Origin of the sequence: Microbacterium sp. p3-SID336 (genome assembly GCF_025143365.1) — a bacterium.
Classification (GTDB): domain Bacteria; phylum Actinomycetota; class Actinomycetes; order Actinomycetales; family Microbacteriaceae; genus Microbacterium.
Map to the genome: position 1 here is coordinate 1 of NZ_JALXPE010000028.1, position 14,931 is coordinate 14,931.

Below are 14,931 nucleotides of genomic sequence, written 5' to 3' on the forward strand. Positions count from 1 at the left end.
TGCCCGGAGGTCTTCGCTACCTCAGCCGTTCACAACCTGTCGGGGAAGTACAGCTAGATGCCGGCGTCGGTGAGCCGGGAGAAGGCGCGATCGAGGATCTGAGCCGCTTCCGGGTCGACTTCTTTGAGTTCGTGGATGTAGTGCTTCTTGGTGATGCGCGAGTCCGTGTGACCGAGCACTTTCGCGGCGAGTTCGGCTCCACCGCCTTCGTTGACCACGGAAGCGACGGTCTTCCTCAAGGAGTACGGGGTGAGGAGGTCCACGTCGATTCCGATCCGTGTGAGCAGGTCTCGGTGCTGATTGCGGAATTCACGGAAGAGGCGGTCGATATAGTTCACCGACATCGGTGTGCCCTTCTTCGTCGCTATGAGCAGCTGATCGGGGTTCGGCTTGTACGAGGCGACCAGGCGCCGCAGCACCGTGTCTGCGTACTTGGGCACGCTCATCGTGCGCTGCTGCCCACGCCCCTTCGGGTGATCCTTGCGGATGTTCTTGTGCTTCTTCGTGCGGTTCACGTTGCCGGTGACGGAGACCTTGGCTGACTCGCTCAACAGGTGGACATCGTCGAGCGACAGCCCCAGCACCTCACCGGGACGCAGCGAAGTGCCGAGCGTGATGAGGAGGAAGTCCTCCATCACGCGGACGTTGGGCTTGCTGCCGCCGAAGCGACCCGGACCTTGCTTCCCCTCCCAGTCCCTGATGAGCGCGATGATGAGCAACAGCTGGTCCTCGTCCAGCTGGATCTTCTTCCTCGGTGCGTTGTTCTTCAGCTTGGGCACGTCGTTCATCGGACTCGTGTCGATGACTCCGTTGAGCGCTGCGAAGGTGAGCATGCCGGACAGGGTCTTCCGCGTCACCGATGCGAAGCTGTAGCTGCGTTCCCGGGCAAGGCGCTGCAGCAGGTTGTGGATGAACCCCGCCGAAAGGGAGCCGATTGGCACCGCCCCGATGTACGGGAGGATGTTGTTCTTGACCCTGTTGTGGTAGGCCTCACGACTCGACTGCTCCAGCGAGTCCTCCGGCCGCAGGTCGATGTCAGCGAGCCACAACGCCGCCAGCTGCTCGGTGGTCGAGACCTTGGTGAGGGGTACGAACATCCCTGCCCAGACCTGATTCGCCTTGACCCTGACCGCGTCTTCGGCTTCCTCGAAGCTCGTGCCCCATGCCTCGAGCAGATGGAGCTCTCCGACGCCGTCACGGACGCGCGCCCGGCTTCGGTATGCCCCGCCAACCTCGCGAGTGGAGATCTTGCCGAGCTCACCCGGTGCCTTCTTCGGCCTAGGCAACGCTCTGCCCCGAGATGTAGTCGCGGATGGACTCAGCCGTCCAGCGGAGGTGCTTGCCGATCTTGATCGGCACCGGTCCCGTGTTCGTGGAGCGCCATGCCTCGACGGTCCGTGGCGAGACACCGAAGTACTCGGCGACCTGTTCCTTGGTCAGCAGAGCAGGGAGCTCGACCTTCCCGAGTGCGCCGATCCCGTTGTCTGCAGTTGCCTTCTTCTTGCCCATGCCGAGCACATACCCGGTGTCATCCAGATTCTGTGCGCGGGCGCGCGTACCAACACGTAGGCGTTGCTCGCCTCCCCCGGCCAAACCCCCGATTTGGGGGTTTTTGGTGAGTAAAAGGTGAGTTGAGCCGCGTCGACGGTTTCGGTCGTACATGGGAGAAGGCGCCCCATCCCTTGAAAATACTGGGATGTGGCGCCTTCTGTTGGCTCCCCGGCTTGGACTCGAACCAAGAACCTGCCGGTTAACAGCCGGCTGCTCTGCCAATTGAGCTACCGAGGAATGTGCGCCGCTGTGCGGGCAACTCGTCAAGCTTAGCAAACTCCCGCCGCTGTTCGTGACACCGGGCACCGATCACCGGCCGCCGGGCGTGTCGCGCTCAGCGCCGGGAATCCGTCTCCGCGTTGGGAACCCAGAGCAGGTCCTTCCCCACCCCGCGTGCGACCACATGACCGCTGCGGAGCATCAGGGTCTCGGCGTTGAGCTCGCGGATGAAGTCGGCGTCGTTCGTGACCAGAAGCGCCGCCATCCCCTGCTCCTTGCGCCGCCGAGTGATCGCGTCGAAGACGACCGGACGCACCTCCAGGTCGAGGTTGGCGAGCACCTCGTCCGCGATCAGCACCTTCGGCTCCAGCACGAACGACCGCGCGATCGCCACGCGCTGCCGCATCCCCGCGCTCAGCTCGTAGGGGAACTTCGCCGCGGTGCCCAGGGGCAGATGCAGCTCGTCGAGCAGCGTCGCGACCCGGATCGACAGCGCCTTGGTGTTGACCCGGCGCTCGCGGATCAGGATGGGCTCCGCGATGACCTCGTTGACCGTCAGCCGAGGCGGCAGATCCGCACCCGCGCCCTGCGGCACGAAGCCGGTCCGATAGGTGAGCACGCGATGCTTGCGACCGGGGCGGCGGATGTCGACGCCGCAGACCTGCGCGCTGCCGCCCACCACGCGCACCGAGGGATCCGTCGACCCGGCCAGCGCCGCGACGAGGGTCGACTTTCCCGAGCCGGTCGGACCGGCGACGCAGATGAGGCCACCGGGGGCGAGCGAGAACGTCACGCCGTCGACCGCTCGGTTGGGCAGGCCGTGCCCGATCCGGTCGATCACCAGATCCGAGCACTCGATCGCATTCGTGGACTCGGGCCGTCGGGACATGTCTTCCATCCTGCCCTCTGGACGGCGGCCGCCCCTGTTACGACTCGGCGAAGAACCGCTGGCGTTCCACGTCGATGTCACGCAGCCGCACCCGCAGGGCGCGTCCCCCGTCGGAGTCCGCCGGCACGCGCTGCACCGCACCGAGGAGCTCCTGCTTCTCATGCTCCAGCTGTCGGACGACGAGCCGCCGAGCGAGGTCCGTCGCCGAGGCCACCGCACCGGCCTCATCCCGCGCGGGGAACGGCGTCATCAGCAGCTCGCCCGCGAGCGAGCGGTACGGCTCGCGGACGGTGTTCACCGCCTCCGTCACCCACCCGGGGCGACTGCGGTCCGGGGCGGCAGCCACCGCCTCGCGCACCGCGTCGAGCCCCGGCGTGCGGAAGGGCTCCGCCAGCGCACGGTTCAGCAGCGCCGCGTCGACCTGGTGACCGTACTGCAGCGCGCCCATCAGCGCGTCACGCTCCACCGCCACATCGGCCGTGCGGGGCAGGCTCGCGAGCGTGACCGCCGCCATGACCGGCGCGCCTGCCGGGGCGTCCGTCGCCGAGGCCTCGCGTCGCGCCGGAGCTGCAGCGGCGCCCCGGGCGGCACGCTCCACCTCCCCGTGCACCTCGGTCGGGTCCATGCCGAGTCGGCGGGCCAGCACGCGCTCGTAGCCCGGGCGCAGCAGCCGGTCGCGGATCTCCGCGACGATCGGAGCCGCCGCGCGCAGCGCGCCCACGCGCCCCTCCACCGTGCCGAGGTCGAAGCCGCCCAGCTTCCGATCGATCGCGAACTCGAACATCGGCTGCTTCGCATCCATCAGCCCGCGCACGGCGGCGTCGCCGCGCTGCAGCCGCAGATCGCACGGGTCGAGGCCGTCCGGCGCCACGGCGACGAACGTCTGCGCGTTGAAGCGGTCGTCCTCCGTGAACGCCCGCAGCGCCGCCTTCTGCCCCGCCTCGTCGCCGTCGAACGTGAACACGACCTCGCCCGAGGCATTGTCGTCGCCCATCACGCGGCGCAGCACCTTGATGTGCTCCGTCCCGAACGCGGTGCCACACGTGGCGATCGCCGTCGTGAGCCCAGCCAGATGGCAGGCCATCACGTCGGTGTACCCCTCGACGACCACGACCCGCCGAGGGTCGCCTCGGGCGATGTCACGCTTGGCGAGGTCGAGGCCGTACAGCACCTGGGCCTTCTTGTAGATCGGGGTCTCCGGCGTGTTCAGGTACTTCGGCCCCTGGTCGTCGTCGAAGAGCTTGCGCGCACCGAAGCCGATCGTCTGCCCTGAGACATCCCGGATCGGCCACACCAGGCGCCCGCGGAAACGGTCGTAGACGCCGCGCTGCCCGGTCGAGACCAGTCCGGCGGCGCTCAGCTCCTCCCGTGTGAACCCCTGGGCGGTCAGTGCCTTCAGCATGCCGTCCCACCCGCGGGGTGCGAACCCGACGCCGAAGTGGGCGGCGGCTCCCGCGTCGAACCCGCGCTCGCCGAGGAACCGGCGTGCGGCCTCGGCGTCAGGCGACAGCAGCTGCCCCCGGAAGAACTCCGCCGCCGCGGTGTTGGCGGCGTACAGACGGCTGCGGCCGCTGGTCTCCGGTGCGGCACCGCCGTCCTCGTAGTGCAGCGTGTAGCCGATCCGGCCCGCGAGCCGCTCGACCGCCTCGGTGAAGCTGACGTGGTCCATGGCACGCAGGAACGAGTAGACATCGCCCGATTCGCCGCAGCCGAAGCAGTGGTAGTAGCCAACCTGCTGGCGCACGTGGAAGCTCGGGCTCTTCTCGTCGTGGAAGGGACACAGGCCCTTGAGGGACCCGACGCCGGCCGACTTCAGCGCCACGCGCTCGCCCACGATGTCGGCGATGTTCGTGCGGGCCTTGACCTCGTCGACGTCGGCCTGCCGGATGCGAGGCATCAGCGGGACCCTTCTGCGACGGGCCGCCTCTCGACGTGCGTGCGCGCTCTCGGACGCGCGTGTCGCGGCGTCCAGATGCCCACCTCGGCGGGGTCGATCTCGCCGACCAGACGGTTGTGCCAGTCGATCGCGCTCTGATCGGTGAGGCTCGCGATCTGATCCACCACCACCCGTGCGCGCTCGGCGTCGTCCTGCGCGGCGACGAAGTCGGCGGCGAAGGCCGGCTCCAACACGTCCGCGCCCGCCGACCACAGCGTGTCGGTCGACCAGAGCGCGTCGGCGAGCCGCTTGAGCACACGCCGCTGCTCCTTGTACACGCCCTTCCTGGCGTCGATCGTGACGATGGCCTGGCCCATGATGCCCTTGAGCACGGCGATCTCGACCTCGACCACGCGCGGCACGATGACATGCGCGTTGTAACGCACCAGTGGCGCGGTTCCATAGGTCTCGCGCGTGGCGGACACGGCGGCCCTGGCGAAGCGCCCGATCAGGTCGCTCGTGAGGTTCTTCAGGCGCGCGAGGTCCTGCCGGGAGCGGTCGAACGAGGCGAGCCACATGGACTGGGTCGACAGGCGATACAGCGCGTCGGCGAGCTCGTCACGCGTGAAGTCGTAGCCCACCCACTGCTGGATGCGGCTGAGCAGCGCCTCGTGCGCGGCGGGGTCGGCGAGCTGCGCCACGTCGACGTACCCGTTGACGATCGCGTCCTCGAAGTCGTGCACCGAGTAGGCGATGTCGTCGGAGAGATCCATGATCTCGGCCTCGATGCAGCGCAGACGGCCGGGGGCCCCTTCGCGCATCCAGCGGAACACGGCCTCGTCCTCCGGGTAGACGCCGAACTTGAGACGGCCACCGGGATCCGGCACCGGGCTGTCGACCGTCCACGGGTACTTGCACGTGGCGTCGAGGCTGGCGCGCGTCAGGTTGAGGCCGACCGAGCGGTCGTCGCCGTCGAGCACCTTCGCCTCCAGCCGCGTGAGGATGCGCAGCGACTGGGCGTTGCCCTCGAAGCCTCCGATGTCCTCCGCCCACTCGTTCAGCGCGCGCTCGCCGTTGTGGCCGAAAGGCGGGTGGCCGAGGTCGTGGCTGAGGCACGCGGTGTCGACGACGTCCGCCGACACCCCGAGCGCCGTCGCGAGCTCGCGCCCCACCTGCGCCACCTCGAGCGAATGCGTCAGCCGGTTGCGCGCGAAGTCCGCCGTGCTCGCAGGGCTCAGCACCTGGGTCTTCGCGGCGAGCCGGCGCAGGGCTGCGGAGTGCAGCACGCGGGCGCGGTCACGCGCGAAGTCGTCGCGCTCGGAGCGGTGGGTCTCCGCGAAGAAGCGCTCGGCGTCGCGCGCGTCGTATCCGTCGGCGCGAGAGCCGACCAGGGGGTCAACCGCCACTGTTCTCGATCTCCGCTCCACGCATCATCTCGGAGGCGGACGAGGCGAGCTCGCGCGACTCCAGCCACTTCTCCGGCAGCGCCGTGCGCTTCGGGTGCCCGGCGCGTCCCCGCTGGCCCTCGGCGTCCGCACCGGGGTACGGCGCCGTGCGGTCGAGACGGCCGAGCAGATCGTCGATCTCCTGCAGGCTCGACGCCGTGGCGAGGCCCGTGCGGATGTCACCGCCGACCGGGTAGCCCTTGAAGTACCAGGAGACATGCTTGCGCACATCGCGGCAGCCGCGGTCCTCGTCCTCGAAGAACTCGACCAGCAGCTCGGCGTGCCGACGGAACGCGTCGGCGACGAAGCCGAGCGTCGCATCGACCGTCTTACCCTCGCCGCCGAACGCCAGGGCGAGCTGACCGAACAGCCACGGCCGACCGAGGCAGCCGCGGCCGACCACGACGCCGTCGCAGTCCGTCTCCGCCATCATCCGCACCGCGTCGTCCGCCGACCAGATGTCGCCGTTGCCGAGCACCGGAATGCTCGTGACCGCCTGCTTGAGCTCCCCGATCGCGTGCCAGTCGGCGTGGCCGGAGTAGAACTCGCTCGCGGTGCGGGCATGAAGGGCCACGGCGGCCGCTCCGGCGTCCTCCGCGGCACGGCCGGCGTCGAGGAACGTGAGATGGTCGCGGTCGATGCCCTTGCGCATCTTCACCGTGAGCGGGATGTTCCCCGCTGCCTTCACGGCCCGGTCGACGATGTCGGCGAAGAGCTTCGACTTCCACGGCAGAGCGGCGCCGCCGCCCTTGCGGGTCACCTTGGGAACGGGGCAGCCGAAGTTCAGGTCGATGTGGTCGGCGTGGTCCTCGGCCACGATGATACGCACGGCCTCGGCGATGGTCTTCGGGTCGACACCGTACAGCTGGATCGACCGCGGCGTCTCCGACTCGTGATGACGGATAAGGCGCATGGTGGTCTCGTTCCGCTCGACCAGCGCGCGCGACGTGATCATCTCGCTCACGTACAGCCCGGCTCCGTACTCCCGGCACAGGCGACGGAACGCCGTGTTGGTGATCCCGGCCATCGGTGCGAGCACGACGGGCACGTCGAGATCGATCGGGCCGATGCGGAGGGGGCGGGCGGGTGCGGTGGCGAGAGTCATGGCGTGACCATTCTCCCAGACCCGGAGCCGGTACGGACGCGGCGACCTAAGCTGTGCATATGACCGATTCTCCGCTCCGCTCGATCCCGTTCACCGACGCCCAGGGGCGGGAGAAGACGCTCGACGATCTCGGGGCCGATGTGGTGATGGTGGTCAACGTCGCGTCGAAGTGCGGGCTCACCCCGCAGTACGAGCAGCTGGAAGAGCTGCAGCGCCGCTTCGGCGACCGCGGGTTCACGGTCGTCGGCTTCCCGTGCAACCAGTTCCTCGGGCAGGAGCCCGGATCCGTCGAGGAGATCCTCGAGTTCTGCTCCACCACCTACGGCGTCTCGTTCCCGGTGAACGACAAGGTCAAGGTGAACGGCAAGAACGCCGCCGAGCTCTACAAGGCCCTCAAGCAGGCGCCGGACGCCGACGGCAAGGCCGGCCGGGTCGGATGGAACTTCGAGAAGTTCCTCGTGCTGCCGGGCGGAGACGTCCTGCGCTTCCGCTCGAAGCAGAAGCCGGACGCCCCGGAGATCGTCGAGGCGATCGAGACCGCGCTGACCCGCTAGACCGCGGCTGCTTCCTCGGCCTCGCTCTGTCCGCGCTGCGCCCACAGGTCGCGGAGCACGTTCTCGAACGCCGCGGGCGGCTGCGCGCCGCTGATGCCGTACTGGCCGTCGACCACGAAGAACGGAACTCCCTGGATGCCGTAGGCACGGGCCTGCGCCTGGTCCTGGCGCACGGCGGGTAGGAACTGCTCACTCTCCAGGGCCGCCCTGGCACGGTCGGCGTCGAGCCCGACCTCGGCCGCGAGGGCCACCAGCTCCTCGATACGGCCGACGTGCCTGCCCTCGGTGAAGTACGCCGACATGAGGCGCTCCTCCATCTCGTGCTGGCGCCCCTCCGCCTTGGCGAAGTGAAGCAGCTCGTGCGCCTTCACGGTGTTGGTGTGCTGCAGCAGGTCGAAGCGGTACTCGAGTCCCGCGTCGGCCGCGACGCCCGTGACGTGCGACAGCATCTGCTCGACCTGCGCGCGCGGCATGCCCTTGTGGCCGGCGAGGAAGTCCACCTCGTCGCCGTCGAAGTCGACCGGGGTGTCGGGCGAGAGCTCGAAGGAGTGGAAGGTGATGGTGACCTGCGGCGCATCCTCATCGGCGGCGACCGCTTCGAGACCCTTCTCCAGGTTGCGCTTGCCGATGTAGCACCAGGGGCAGGCGATGTCGGACCAGATGTCGATGGCGATGGGTTCAGTCACATCTTCATCCAACCGCATGCACTCGACGTGTATTCCGTCGATAGAATCCTCGGATGCTCTCCGCCGCCGACCCGCTGCCGATCCGCCCGCAGCGCGTCCTGGTCGCCGGGGTCACCGGATCAGGGAAGACCACCCTCGCCCGGCGCCTCGCGGCGATGTGGAGCCTGCGGCATGTGGAGATCGACGCGCTGTTCCACGGGCCGGACTGGACGCCGCGCCCCGAGTTCCTCGACGATGTGCGGGCCTTCGCGGCACGGGAGCGCTGGGTCACCGAGTGGCAGTACACGAGCAAGGGCACGGACGATATCCTCCCGCCCCGGGCGCAGCTCGCGATCTGGCTCGATTATCCCCGGCATGTGGTGAGGTCGCGCCTGATCCGTCGCACCCTGGCGCGCGGCATCCTGCGCCGAGAGCTGTGGAACGGCAATCGCGAGAAAGGGCCGTGGAACCTGCTGAACCGCGATCCGGAGCAGAACATCCTCGCGTGGCAGACCGCGACGCTCCGCAACTGGACCGACAGGATGCCCGGCTACGTCGAGCGCTTCCCGCACCTCACGATCGTGCGACTGACGCACCCGCGCGACACGGAGCGATGGCTGCGCGCTCAGGCCGAGGCGTCGGGGGTGTCGATCGCGCCGCCGAAGCGGCGGTCGCGCGAGAGATAGACGCCGATCGCGCGCCAGAGCTCCTCACGGGAGAAGTCCGGCCACAGCGTGTCGAGGAACACCATCTCGGCGTAGGCGGATTCCCACAGCAGGAAGTTCGAGGTGCGCTGCTCCCCCGAGCTGCGCAGGAACAGGTCGACGTCTGGCATGTCCGGCACGTAGAGGTGACGGCGGATCGTCTTCTCCGTGATGGCGTTCGGCTTCAGCCGCCCGGCCGCGACATCGGCGGCGATCACGCGCATGGCGTCGACGAGTTCCACGCGGCCGCCATAGTTCACGCACATCGTGAGCGTCAGCACGTCGTTGCCGCGGGTGAGCTGTTCGGCGTACTGCAGCTCCTTGATCACGCTGCCCCACAGCCGCGGCTTGCGCCCGGCCCAGCGCACGCGCACACCCCACTCGTTGAGCTGGTCGCGGCGGCGGTGCAGCACGTCCCGGTTGTAACCCATGAGGAAGCGGACCTCCTCCGGGGAGCGCGCCCAGTTCTCCGTGGAGAAGGCGTAGACGGAGAGGTGCTTCACTCCGGCCTGGATGGCTCCGGCCACCACGTCCAGCAGCACCTCCTCCCCCGCCTTGTGCCCCTCGATGCGGTTGAGTCCGCGACGGTTCGCCCAGCGGCCGTTGCCGTCCATCACGATCGCGACATGCTCCGGCACCGCGGGGAACGCCGGCGGGTACACGCCCGTCCAGTCGAGCGGCCGGTAGGCCACGGCGTCCTTGTGCGTATAGGGCTTCGGGCTCACCGTGCTCCTTCTCCCGGGGTGGTCGTCACGTGCGCGAGCGAGCGGATGCCCCGCTCCAGGTGCCACTGCGCATAGGCCGCGACGAGCCCGGAGGCGGCGGCCGTGTCGGCGTGCGGCGCCGCATCGATGTGCTCCCAGTCGCCACGGATCAGCGCCCGCAGCAGCGCGAGCGTCCTGTCGGCGATGCGGGGGCTGCCCGCCGGGGCGTCCGCGTGGCAGATCAGGCCGCCGAGCTGCGCCACGAACACCGAATGCGGGCCGGGGGTTCCGCAGCGCGCGCAGTCGTCGAGCGACGGCGCCCATCCGGACAGCGACATGACGCGAAGCAGGTACGAGTCGAGGATGCTGCGCGGGGCATGCTCGCCGCGGGACAGCGCCCGCAGGCCGCCCACGAGCAGCAGGTACTGCTCGGGCGTGGCCTCGGCATCGCTCAGCCGGTCGGCGGTCTCGACCATCGCGTTCGCCGCCGTGAACCGGTCGTAGTGCGCCGCGATGTCGGTGCCGTAGGACCCGAGTGACTCGGCCTGCTGCACGATGTCGAGCGAACGCCCTTCGTACAGCTGCACATCGGCCACCATGAACGGCTCCAGACGCGAACCGAATTTGGACGACGTGCGCCGCACGCCCTTCGCCACCGCGCGCACCTTGCCGTGCCGGCGCGACAGCATCGTGACGATGCGATCCGCCTCGCCCAGCTTGTGGGTGCGCAGGATCACCGCTTCGTCTCGGTAGGTGGGCACCCTTCGATTATCCTCCGTGCGGGACAATGGACGCGTGACCGAACCGCTCTTCATCATTCCGCTGTGGGCGGACCTTCTCGGTGTCGGACTCGGCGGAGTGCAGGGCGCGATGTTCGCCGCAGGATTCCAGGGCCAGCGGCGACTCGACTGGCTCGGCGTCGCGATCATCGGGATCATGATCGGCATGGGCGGTGGTCTGATCCGCGACATCCTGCTTGGGCAGACGCCCGCGACGCTGCAGAACCAGTGGTACCTGGTGACCGCTGCCGGCGCGGCGCTGCTCGGCATGCTGCTGGCGGGGCTGTTCACACGGCTCAACACCGCGATCGTAGTGCTCGACGCCGTGGTGATCGGGATGTTCGGCGCCTTCGGCACGAGCAAGGCCCTCGCGGTGGGAATCCCGGAGGTCCCGGCAGTCTTCATCGGGGTGTGCGCCGCGGTGGGCGGGAGCGTGCTGCGGGACATGCTGATGGGACTGCCGACCGCCATCATGCACGTGGGCTCGCTCTACGCCGTGGCCGCCGCCGCCGGCTGCGCGTTCATCGTGATCTCGCACGCGCTCGGACTGGCCATCCCCCTCGCCGCCGTCATCGGGATCGCCCTCACCGCGGTCATCCGCATCCTCGCGGTCGCGTTCGATGTGTCCCTCCCGGAGCAGCGACGCCTCTACCGCCGCAAGGTCGCCGCGGAGACCGGCGCCATCGCGATCGTCAAGCCGAAGGACTGAGCGCGGCGCTCAACGCCGCTCCACCAGCCCGGCGAGACCGTCGAGCATCCGCTCCACGGCGAACGCCCATGCGGCCCGCGCATCGTACGGAGCTCCCATCGACTCCCCTGCCGCCGCGCCCACCGCTTGCGCGAGCGGGAACGCGTCGCCCAGGTGGGCCGCGAGCCGGGGTGCCGCGTCCGCCCAGAAGCCGCCGAACTCCCCCGCGGTCGCCTCCGCGTTCGCCCGGGCGCCGGCCGCGCGCGCGAAATCGAGCACGAAGGACAGCGCGGCATCGCGGTCGACGTCCGCCAGGTCGAGGCCATCGAACGCGTGCAGCTCGCGGTCGTACTTCGCGATCGTGCCGGGGCCCACCGCCAGGCGCGGATCCGTGACGTCGAGCAGCCACGGGTGCGCGCGCAGCAGCGCGAGGTTGGTCTCGGCGACGGCGCGCACCCGGTCCCGCCAGCTCGACGCAAAAGCCTCGGACTCGTCCGGCTCGATGCGCGCGTGCACGGCGTCGGCCATCAGGACGAGCAGGTCGGCACGGCTGTTGACGTGCGTGTACACCGACATCGTCGTGATGCCGAGCTCCTGTGCGAGAGCGCGGATCGTGACGGCCGCGGCCCCGCCGGCATCGGCGATCGCGATGGCCGCGTCCACCACGGCGGACGTCGACACGCGGGCCTGGGGGCCGCGACGACCGCCCGTCCGCGCCGTCGCGCTCTCCCGCCAGAGCAGGTCGACCAGATTCTTCGTCATCTCCGAACACTCTACGGCCGGGACCCGTGCAGGCCCCGGCCGGAGAGTGCGTGCCGCGGATCAGACCGTGGCCAGCTCCTGCTGCCGCGTGCGGATCGAACGGTTCACGCCGGACACGATGGCCTTGAGCGACGCAGTGGAGATGTCGCCGTCGATGCCGACGCCCCACAGGCGCTGGTCGCCCACCTGCAGCTCCACGTAGGCGGCCGCCTGCGCGTCGCCGCCGGCGCTGAGAGCGTGCTCGACGTAGTCGTACACCGTGATGTCGAAGCCCTGACCGCGCAACACCTCGACGAACGCGGCGACCGGACCGTTGCCGTTGCCGGAGACCGCGACCTGCTCGTCGTCGTCGCGCAGCACCACGTCGAGAACAACGTCGCCGGACATGTCGCTGCGGGTCTGCGTCGCCAGCAGTTCGAACCGGCCCCACTTCGCCTCGGTGTCGGTCGCGGGCAGGTACTCATCGGTGAAGATCGACCAGATCTGCTCGCTCGTGACCTCACCGCCCTCGGCATCGGTCTTCGCCTGCACGACCCCGGAGAACTCGATCTGCAGCTTGCGCGGCAGGTCGATCGCGTGGTCCGACTTCAGCAGGTACGCGACGCCACCCTTGCCGGACTGCGAGTTCACGCGGATGACCGCCTCGTACGAGCGGCCCAGGTCCTTCGGGTCGACCGGCAGGTACGGCACCGCCCACTCGATCTCGTCGACCGTGACGCCCTGCGCCTCGGCCTTGGCCGCCATGGCCTCGAAGCCCTTCTTGATCGCGTCCTGGTGCGAGCCGCTGAACGCCGTGAAGACCAGGTCGCCCGCCCACGGGCTGCGCTCCGGCACCGGCAGCTGGTTGCAGTACTCGACCGTGCGCTTGACCTGGTCGATGTCGCTGAAGTCGATCTGCGGGTCGATGCCCTGCGTGAACATGTTGATGCCCAGCGCCACCAGGTCGACGTTGCCCGTGCGCTCGCCGTTGCCGAACAGGCACCCCTCGATGCGGTCGGCGCCGGCCATGTAGCCGAGCTCGGCCGCAGCGATCGCAGTGCCACGGTCGTTGTGCGGGTGCAGCGACAGGATCACGTTCTCGCGGTGCGCCAGGTGCCGGCTCATCCACTCGATCGAGTCGGCGTAGATGTTCGGGGTCGCCATCTCCACCGTCGCGGGCAGGTTGATGATGACCTTGCGGTCGGGCGTCGGCTCGAAGATCTCGATGACCTGGTTGCAGACGTCGACGGCGAACTCGAGCTCGGTGCCCGTGTAGCTCTCCGGCGAGTACTCGTAGTAGACCTGCGTGTCCGGGATCGTCTTCTCGAACTTGCGGCACAGGCGGGCGCCTTCGAGCGCGATGTCGATGATGCCCTGCTTGTCGGTGCGGAAGACGACCTCGCGCTGCAGCACGCTCGTCGAGTTGTAAAGGTGCACGATCGCCTGCTTGGCGCCGACCAGGGACTCGTAGGTGCGCTCGATCAGGTGCTCCCGCGCCTGGGTCAGCACCTGGATCGTGACGTCATCGGGGATCAGATCCTCCTCGATGAGCTGACGCACGAAGTCGAAGTCCGTCTGACTCGCGGAGGGGAAGCCGACCTCGATCTCCTTGTACCCCATGCTCACGAGCAGCTCGAACATGACGCGCTTGCGCTCGGGGGACATCGGGTCGATGAGGGCCTGGTTGCCGTCGCGGAGATCGACCGCGCACCAACGAGGGGCCTGGGTGATGCGGGCGTCGGGCCAGGTGCGGTCCGGCAGGTCGACGCGGATCTGCTCGTGGTACGGCCGGTACTTGTGGATCGGCATCGCGGACGGGCGCTGAGTGTTCTGCATGATGGGCTACTTCTCTTCGTCGAAAGGGACGGGCCAACACAAGCGCCGCGACGAGGAAGGCCCTAGTGTCAGGACTCGTCGCGGCAGCTAAGGAGAAGCAGACCGCCGAAAGGCATGTGGTCATGCTAGCAGGGTCGATGCGCCCGTATCGACGCCCGGCGTTATCAGGCGAGGGCGCCTGTCACTCCTCGGGGATCAGGGCGAGCTTGCCGCCGGGGTGACCCGTGGCGAGCAGACGGTGGGCGGCCGGTGCCTCCGCGAGCGGGAACGTGCGGGCGAGCGGCACCACCAGGTCGCCGACCTGGGCGAGGGCGATGAGCTCGCTGCGCACCTCGTCGCGGAAGCGGGCGCTGTCCGGCATCGACCCCGCGATCGCGAGCAAGCCGTCGGCGGCGGCCCGTGCAGGATTGGCGATCGTGACGATGCGGTTCCGGTCGCGCACCAGGGAGAGCGATACGTCGATCGCCTCGTCGGTGCCCACCGCGTCGAGCGCAGCGGCGATCGGGTCGTCCGTCAGCGCGGTCACCCGATCCGCGAGGCCGGGGCCGTAGGCGACGGGGAGCCCGCCGAAGCGTCGCACCTCGTCGAAGCGCTCGGGGCTGGCGGTGCCGATGACCCGCACGTCGCGCAGCCGCGCCTGCTGCAGCACGCTGACGCCGACCGCGCCGGACGCCCCGTGCAGCAGGGTCGTCTCCCCCGGTGCGGCCCCGGTCACGGCGAGCATCTCGGCCGCGGTCGTACCCACGAGCAGGAGGTTCGCGGCCTCGGGGTGCGTGAGCGTCGTCGGCTTCGCGAACACCTTGGCCGCCGGCACCGTCACCTCGGTCGCATAACCGCCCCGCACGCGGAACGCCACAACCTCGTCGCCGACCTCGGCCTCACCGGAGCCGATGCGGGTCGCGGGGCCGATCGCCGCGAGCTCCCCCGACACCTCGTACCCGATCGATACCGGGAACTCGACTCCCGGGCGGGCCGCCGCGACGTGCTTGGCATCGGCCGGGTTCACGCCTGCCGCGTGAACCCGGATCGTGACCTCGCCCTCGCGCGGCGCCGCCGGCTCGTACCCCCGCAACCCCCACGACTCGGGAGACCCCGCCGCCGTCGCCACCCAGTGCTTCGCCATGACCCCGCCCTCCGTCGTTGCCTCCATCATGCTCCCGTGGGACGGAGGGAGG

The 14,931-nt window shown here is 69.3% G+C and carries 15 protein-coding genes and 1 tRNA gene; 3 read left to right on the forward strand and 13 right to left on the reverse strand.

Going from position 1 to position 14,931, the window contains the following annotated elements; all coding sequences use genetic code 11:
* Positions 1 to 53: 53 nt before the first annotated feature.
* The 7 genes from M3C17_RS09855 to dusB form a co-directional block, all read right to left on the reverse strand.
* The gene (locus tag M3C17_RS09855) at positions 54 to 1,097 is read right to left on the reverse strand and encodes a site-specific integrase (RefSeq protein WP_259977529.1); all 1,044 of its coding nucleotides are present in this window, start codon (positions 1,095 to 1,097) and stop codon (positions 54 to 56) included.
* Positions 1,098 to 1,278: 181 nt separating this feature from the next.
* Entirely contained in the window at positions 1,279 to 1,509 is a 231-nt protein-coding gene (locus tag M3C17_RS09860; RefSeq protein WP_167540717.1) for an AlpA family transcriptional regulator, read from the reverse strand.
* A 203-nt stretch (positions 1,510 to 1,712) separates the two neighbouring features.
* Positions 1,713 to 1,788, reverse strand: a tRNA-Asn gene (locus M3C17_RS09865).
* A 97-nt stretch (positions 1,789 to 1,885) separates the two neighbouring features.
* Positions 1,886 to 2,659 carry an ATP-binding cassette domain-containing protein gene (locus M3C17_RS09870; protein ID WP_259977531.1) on the reverse strand — a complete coding sequence of 258 codons (774 nt, stop codon included), beginning with the start codon at positions 2,657 to 2,659 and terminating at the stop codon, positions 1,886 to 1,888.
* Positions 2,660 to 2,696: 37 nt separating this feature from the next.
* The gene (dnaG, locus tag M3C17_RS09875; RefSeq protein ID WP_259977532.1) at positions 2,697 to 4,556 is read right to left on the reverse strand and encodes a DNA primase; all 1,860 of its coding nucleotides are present in this window, start codon (positions 4,554 to 4,556) and stop codon (positions 2,697 to 2,699) included.
* Positions 4,556 to 5,941, reverse strand: coding sequence for a deoxyguanosinetriphosphate triphosphohydrolase (locus M3C17_RS09880; protein ID WP_259977533.1), 1,386 nt, complete (start codon positions 5,939 to 5,941; stop codon positions 4,556 to 4,558). Before M3C17_RS09880 ends, dnaG begins: the two co-directional genes overlap by 1 nt.
* Positions 5,931 to 7,085, reverse strand: a complete 1,155-nt coding sequence (gene dusB, locus M3C17_RS09885; RefSeq protein ID WP_259977534.1) for a tRNA dihydrouridine synthase DusB — start codon at positions 7,083 to 7,085, stop codon at positions 5,931 to 5,933. The genes M3C17_RS09880 and dusB overlap by 11 nt, the downstream gene beginning before the upstream one ends.
* Positions 7,086 to 7,144: 59 nt before the next feature.
* Between dusB and M3C17_RS09890 the strand changes: the two genes are divergently transcribed.
* A complete protein-coding gene (locus M3C17_RS09890) occupies positions 7,145 to 7,639 on the forward strand; it encodes a glutathione peroxidase (RefSeq protein WP_259977535.1) in 495 nt (164 codons plus the stop codon).
* Here M3C17_RS09890 and M3C17_RS09895 read toward each other — a convergent pair.
* Positions 7,636 to 8,325, reverse strand: coding sequence for a DsbA family protein (locus M3C17_RS09895; RefSeq protein ID WP_259977536.1), 690 nt, complete (start codon positions 8,323 to 8,325; stop codon positions 7,636 to 7,638). The genes M3C17_RS09890 and M3C17_RS09895 overlap by 4 nt on opposite strands.
* Before the next feature lie 53 nt (positions 8,326 to 8,378).
* Between M3C17_RS09895 and M3C17_RS09900 the strand changes: the two genes are divergently transcribed.
* Entirely contained in the window at positions 8,379 to 8,990 is a 612-nt protein-coding gene (locus M3C17_RS09900) for an AAA family ATPase (protein ID WP_259977537.1), read from the forward strand.
* Here the strand turns inward: M3C17_RS09900 and M3C17_RS09905 are convergent.
* Together M3C17_RS09905 and recO are read right to left on the reverse strand one after the other, a co-directional pair.
* A complete protein-coding gene (locus tag M3C17_RS09905) occupies positions 8,930 to 9,733 on the reverse strand; it encodes an isoprenyl transferase (protein WP_259977539.1) in 804 nt (267 codons plus the stop codon). The genes M3C17_RS09900 and M3C17_RS09905 overlap by 61 nt on opposite strands.
* Entirely contained in the window at positions 9,730 to 10,473 is a 744-nt protein-coding gene (recO, locus tag M3C17_RS09910; RefSeq protein WP_259977540.1) for a DNA repair protein RecO, read from the reverse strand. The genes M3C17_RS09905 and recO overlap by 4 nt, the downstream gene beginning before the upstream one ends.
* A 34-nt stretch (positions 10,474 to 10,507) precedes the next feature.
* Between recO and M3C17_RS09915 the strand changes: the two genes are divergently transcribed.
* Positions 10,508 to 11,200: a trimeric intracellular cation channel family protein gene (locus tag M3C17_RS09915; protein WP_259977542.1), complete on the forward strand. Its 693-nt coding sequence runs from the start codon at positions 10,508 to 10,510 to the stop codon at positions 11,198 to 11,200.
* 9 nt (positions 11,201 to 11,209) lie between these two features.
* On the opposite strand, the gene M3C17_RS09920 is transcribed toward M3C17_RS09915, so the two are convergent.
* The 3 genes from M3C17_RS09920 to M3C17_RS09930 form a co-directional block, all read right to left on the reverse strand.
* Complete coding sequence (locus M3C17_RS09920) at positions 11,210 to 11,941, reverse strand: TetR/AcrR family transcriptional regulator (RefSeq protein ID WP_259977543.1); 732 nt, start codon at positions 11,939 to 11,941, stop codon at positions 11,210 to 11,212.
* Positions 11,942 to 12,001: 60 nt separating this feature from the next.
* Positions 12,002 to 13,756, reverse strand: coding sequence for a 2-isopropylmalate synthase (gene leuA / locus M3C17_RS09925; protein ID WP_259977546.1), 1,755 nt, complete (start codon positions 13,754 to 13,756; stop codon positions 12,002 to 12,004).
* Between the two features lie 181 nt (positions 13,757 to 13,937).
* On the reverse strand, positions 13,938 to 14,879 hold the full coding sequence (locus tag M3C17_RS09930; RefSeq protein ID WP_259977547.1) for an NADP-dependent oxidoreductase: 942 nt from the start codon (positions 14,877 to 14,879) through the stop codon (positions 13,938 to 13,940).
* Positions 14,880 to 14,931: the final 52 nt, after the last annotated feature.

What these genes read in the sequence shown, in the direction of transcription:
- M3C17_RS09890 (WP_259977535.1), top strand. Translation starts at nt 7,145, where the DNA reads ATGACCGATTCTCCGCTCCGCTCGATCCCGTTCACCGACGCCCAGGGG.
- dnaG (WP_259977532.1), bottom strand. Translation starts at nt 4,556, where the DNA reads ATGCCTCGCATCCGGCAGGCCGACGTCGACGAGGTCAAGGCCCGCACG.
- M3C17_RS09930 (WP_259977547.1), bottom strand. Translation starts at nt 14,879, where the DNA reads ATGGCGAAGCACTGGGTGGCGACGGCGGCGGGGTCTCCCGAGTCGTGG.
- M3C17_RS09900 (WP_259977537.1), top strand. Translation starts at nt 8,379, where the DNA reads ATGCTCTCCGCCGCCGACCCGCTGCCGATCCGCCCGCAGCGCGTCCTG.
- M3C17_RS09870 (WP_259977531.1), bottom strand. Translation starts at nt 2,659, where the DNA reads ATGTCCCGACGGCCCGAGTCCACGAATGCGATCGAGTGCTCGGATCTG.
- dusB (WP_259977534.1), bottom strand. Translation starts at nt 7,085, where the DNA reads ATGACTCTCGCCACCGCACCCGCCCGCCCCCTCCGCATCGGCCCGATC.
- M3C17_RS09855 (WP_259977529.1), bottom strand. Translation starts at nt 1,097, where the DNA reads ATGTTCGTACCCCTCACCAAGGTCTCGACCACCGAGCAGCTGGCGGCG.
- M3C17_RS09860 (WP_167540717.1), bottom strand. Translation starts at nt 1,509, where the DNA reads ATGGGCAAGAAGAAGGCAACTGCAGACAACGGGATCGGCGCACTCGGG.
- M3C17_RS09920 (WP_259977543.1), bottom strand. Translation starts at nt 11,941, where the DNA reads ATGACGAAGAATCTGGTCGACCTGCTCTGGCGGGAGAGCGCGACGGCG.
- leuA (WP_259977546.1), bottom strand. Translation starts at nt 13,756, where the DNA reads ATGCAGAACACTCAGCGCCCGTCCGCGATGCCGATCCACAAGTACCGG.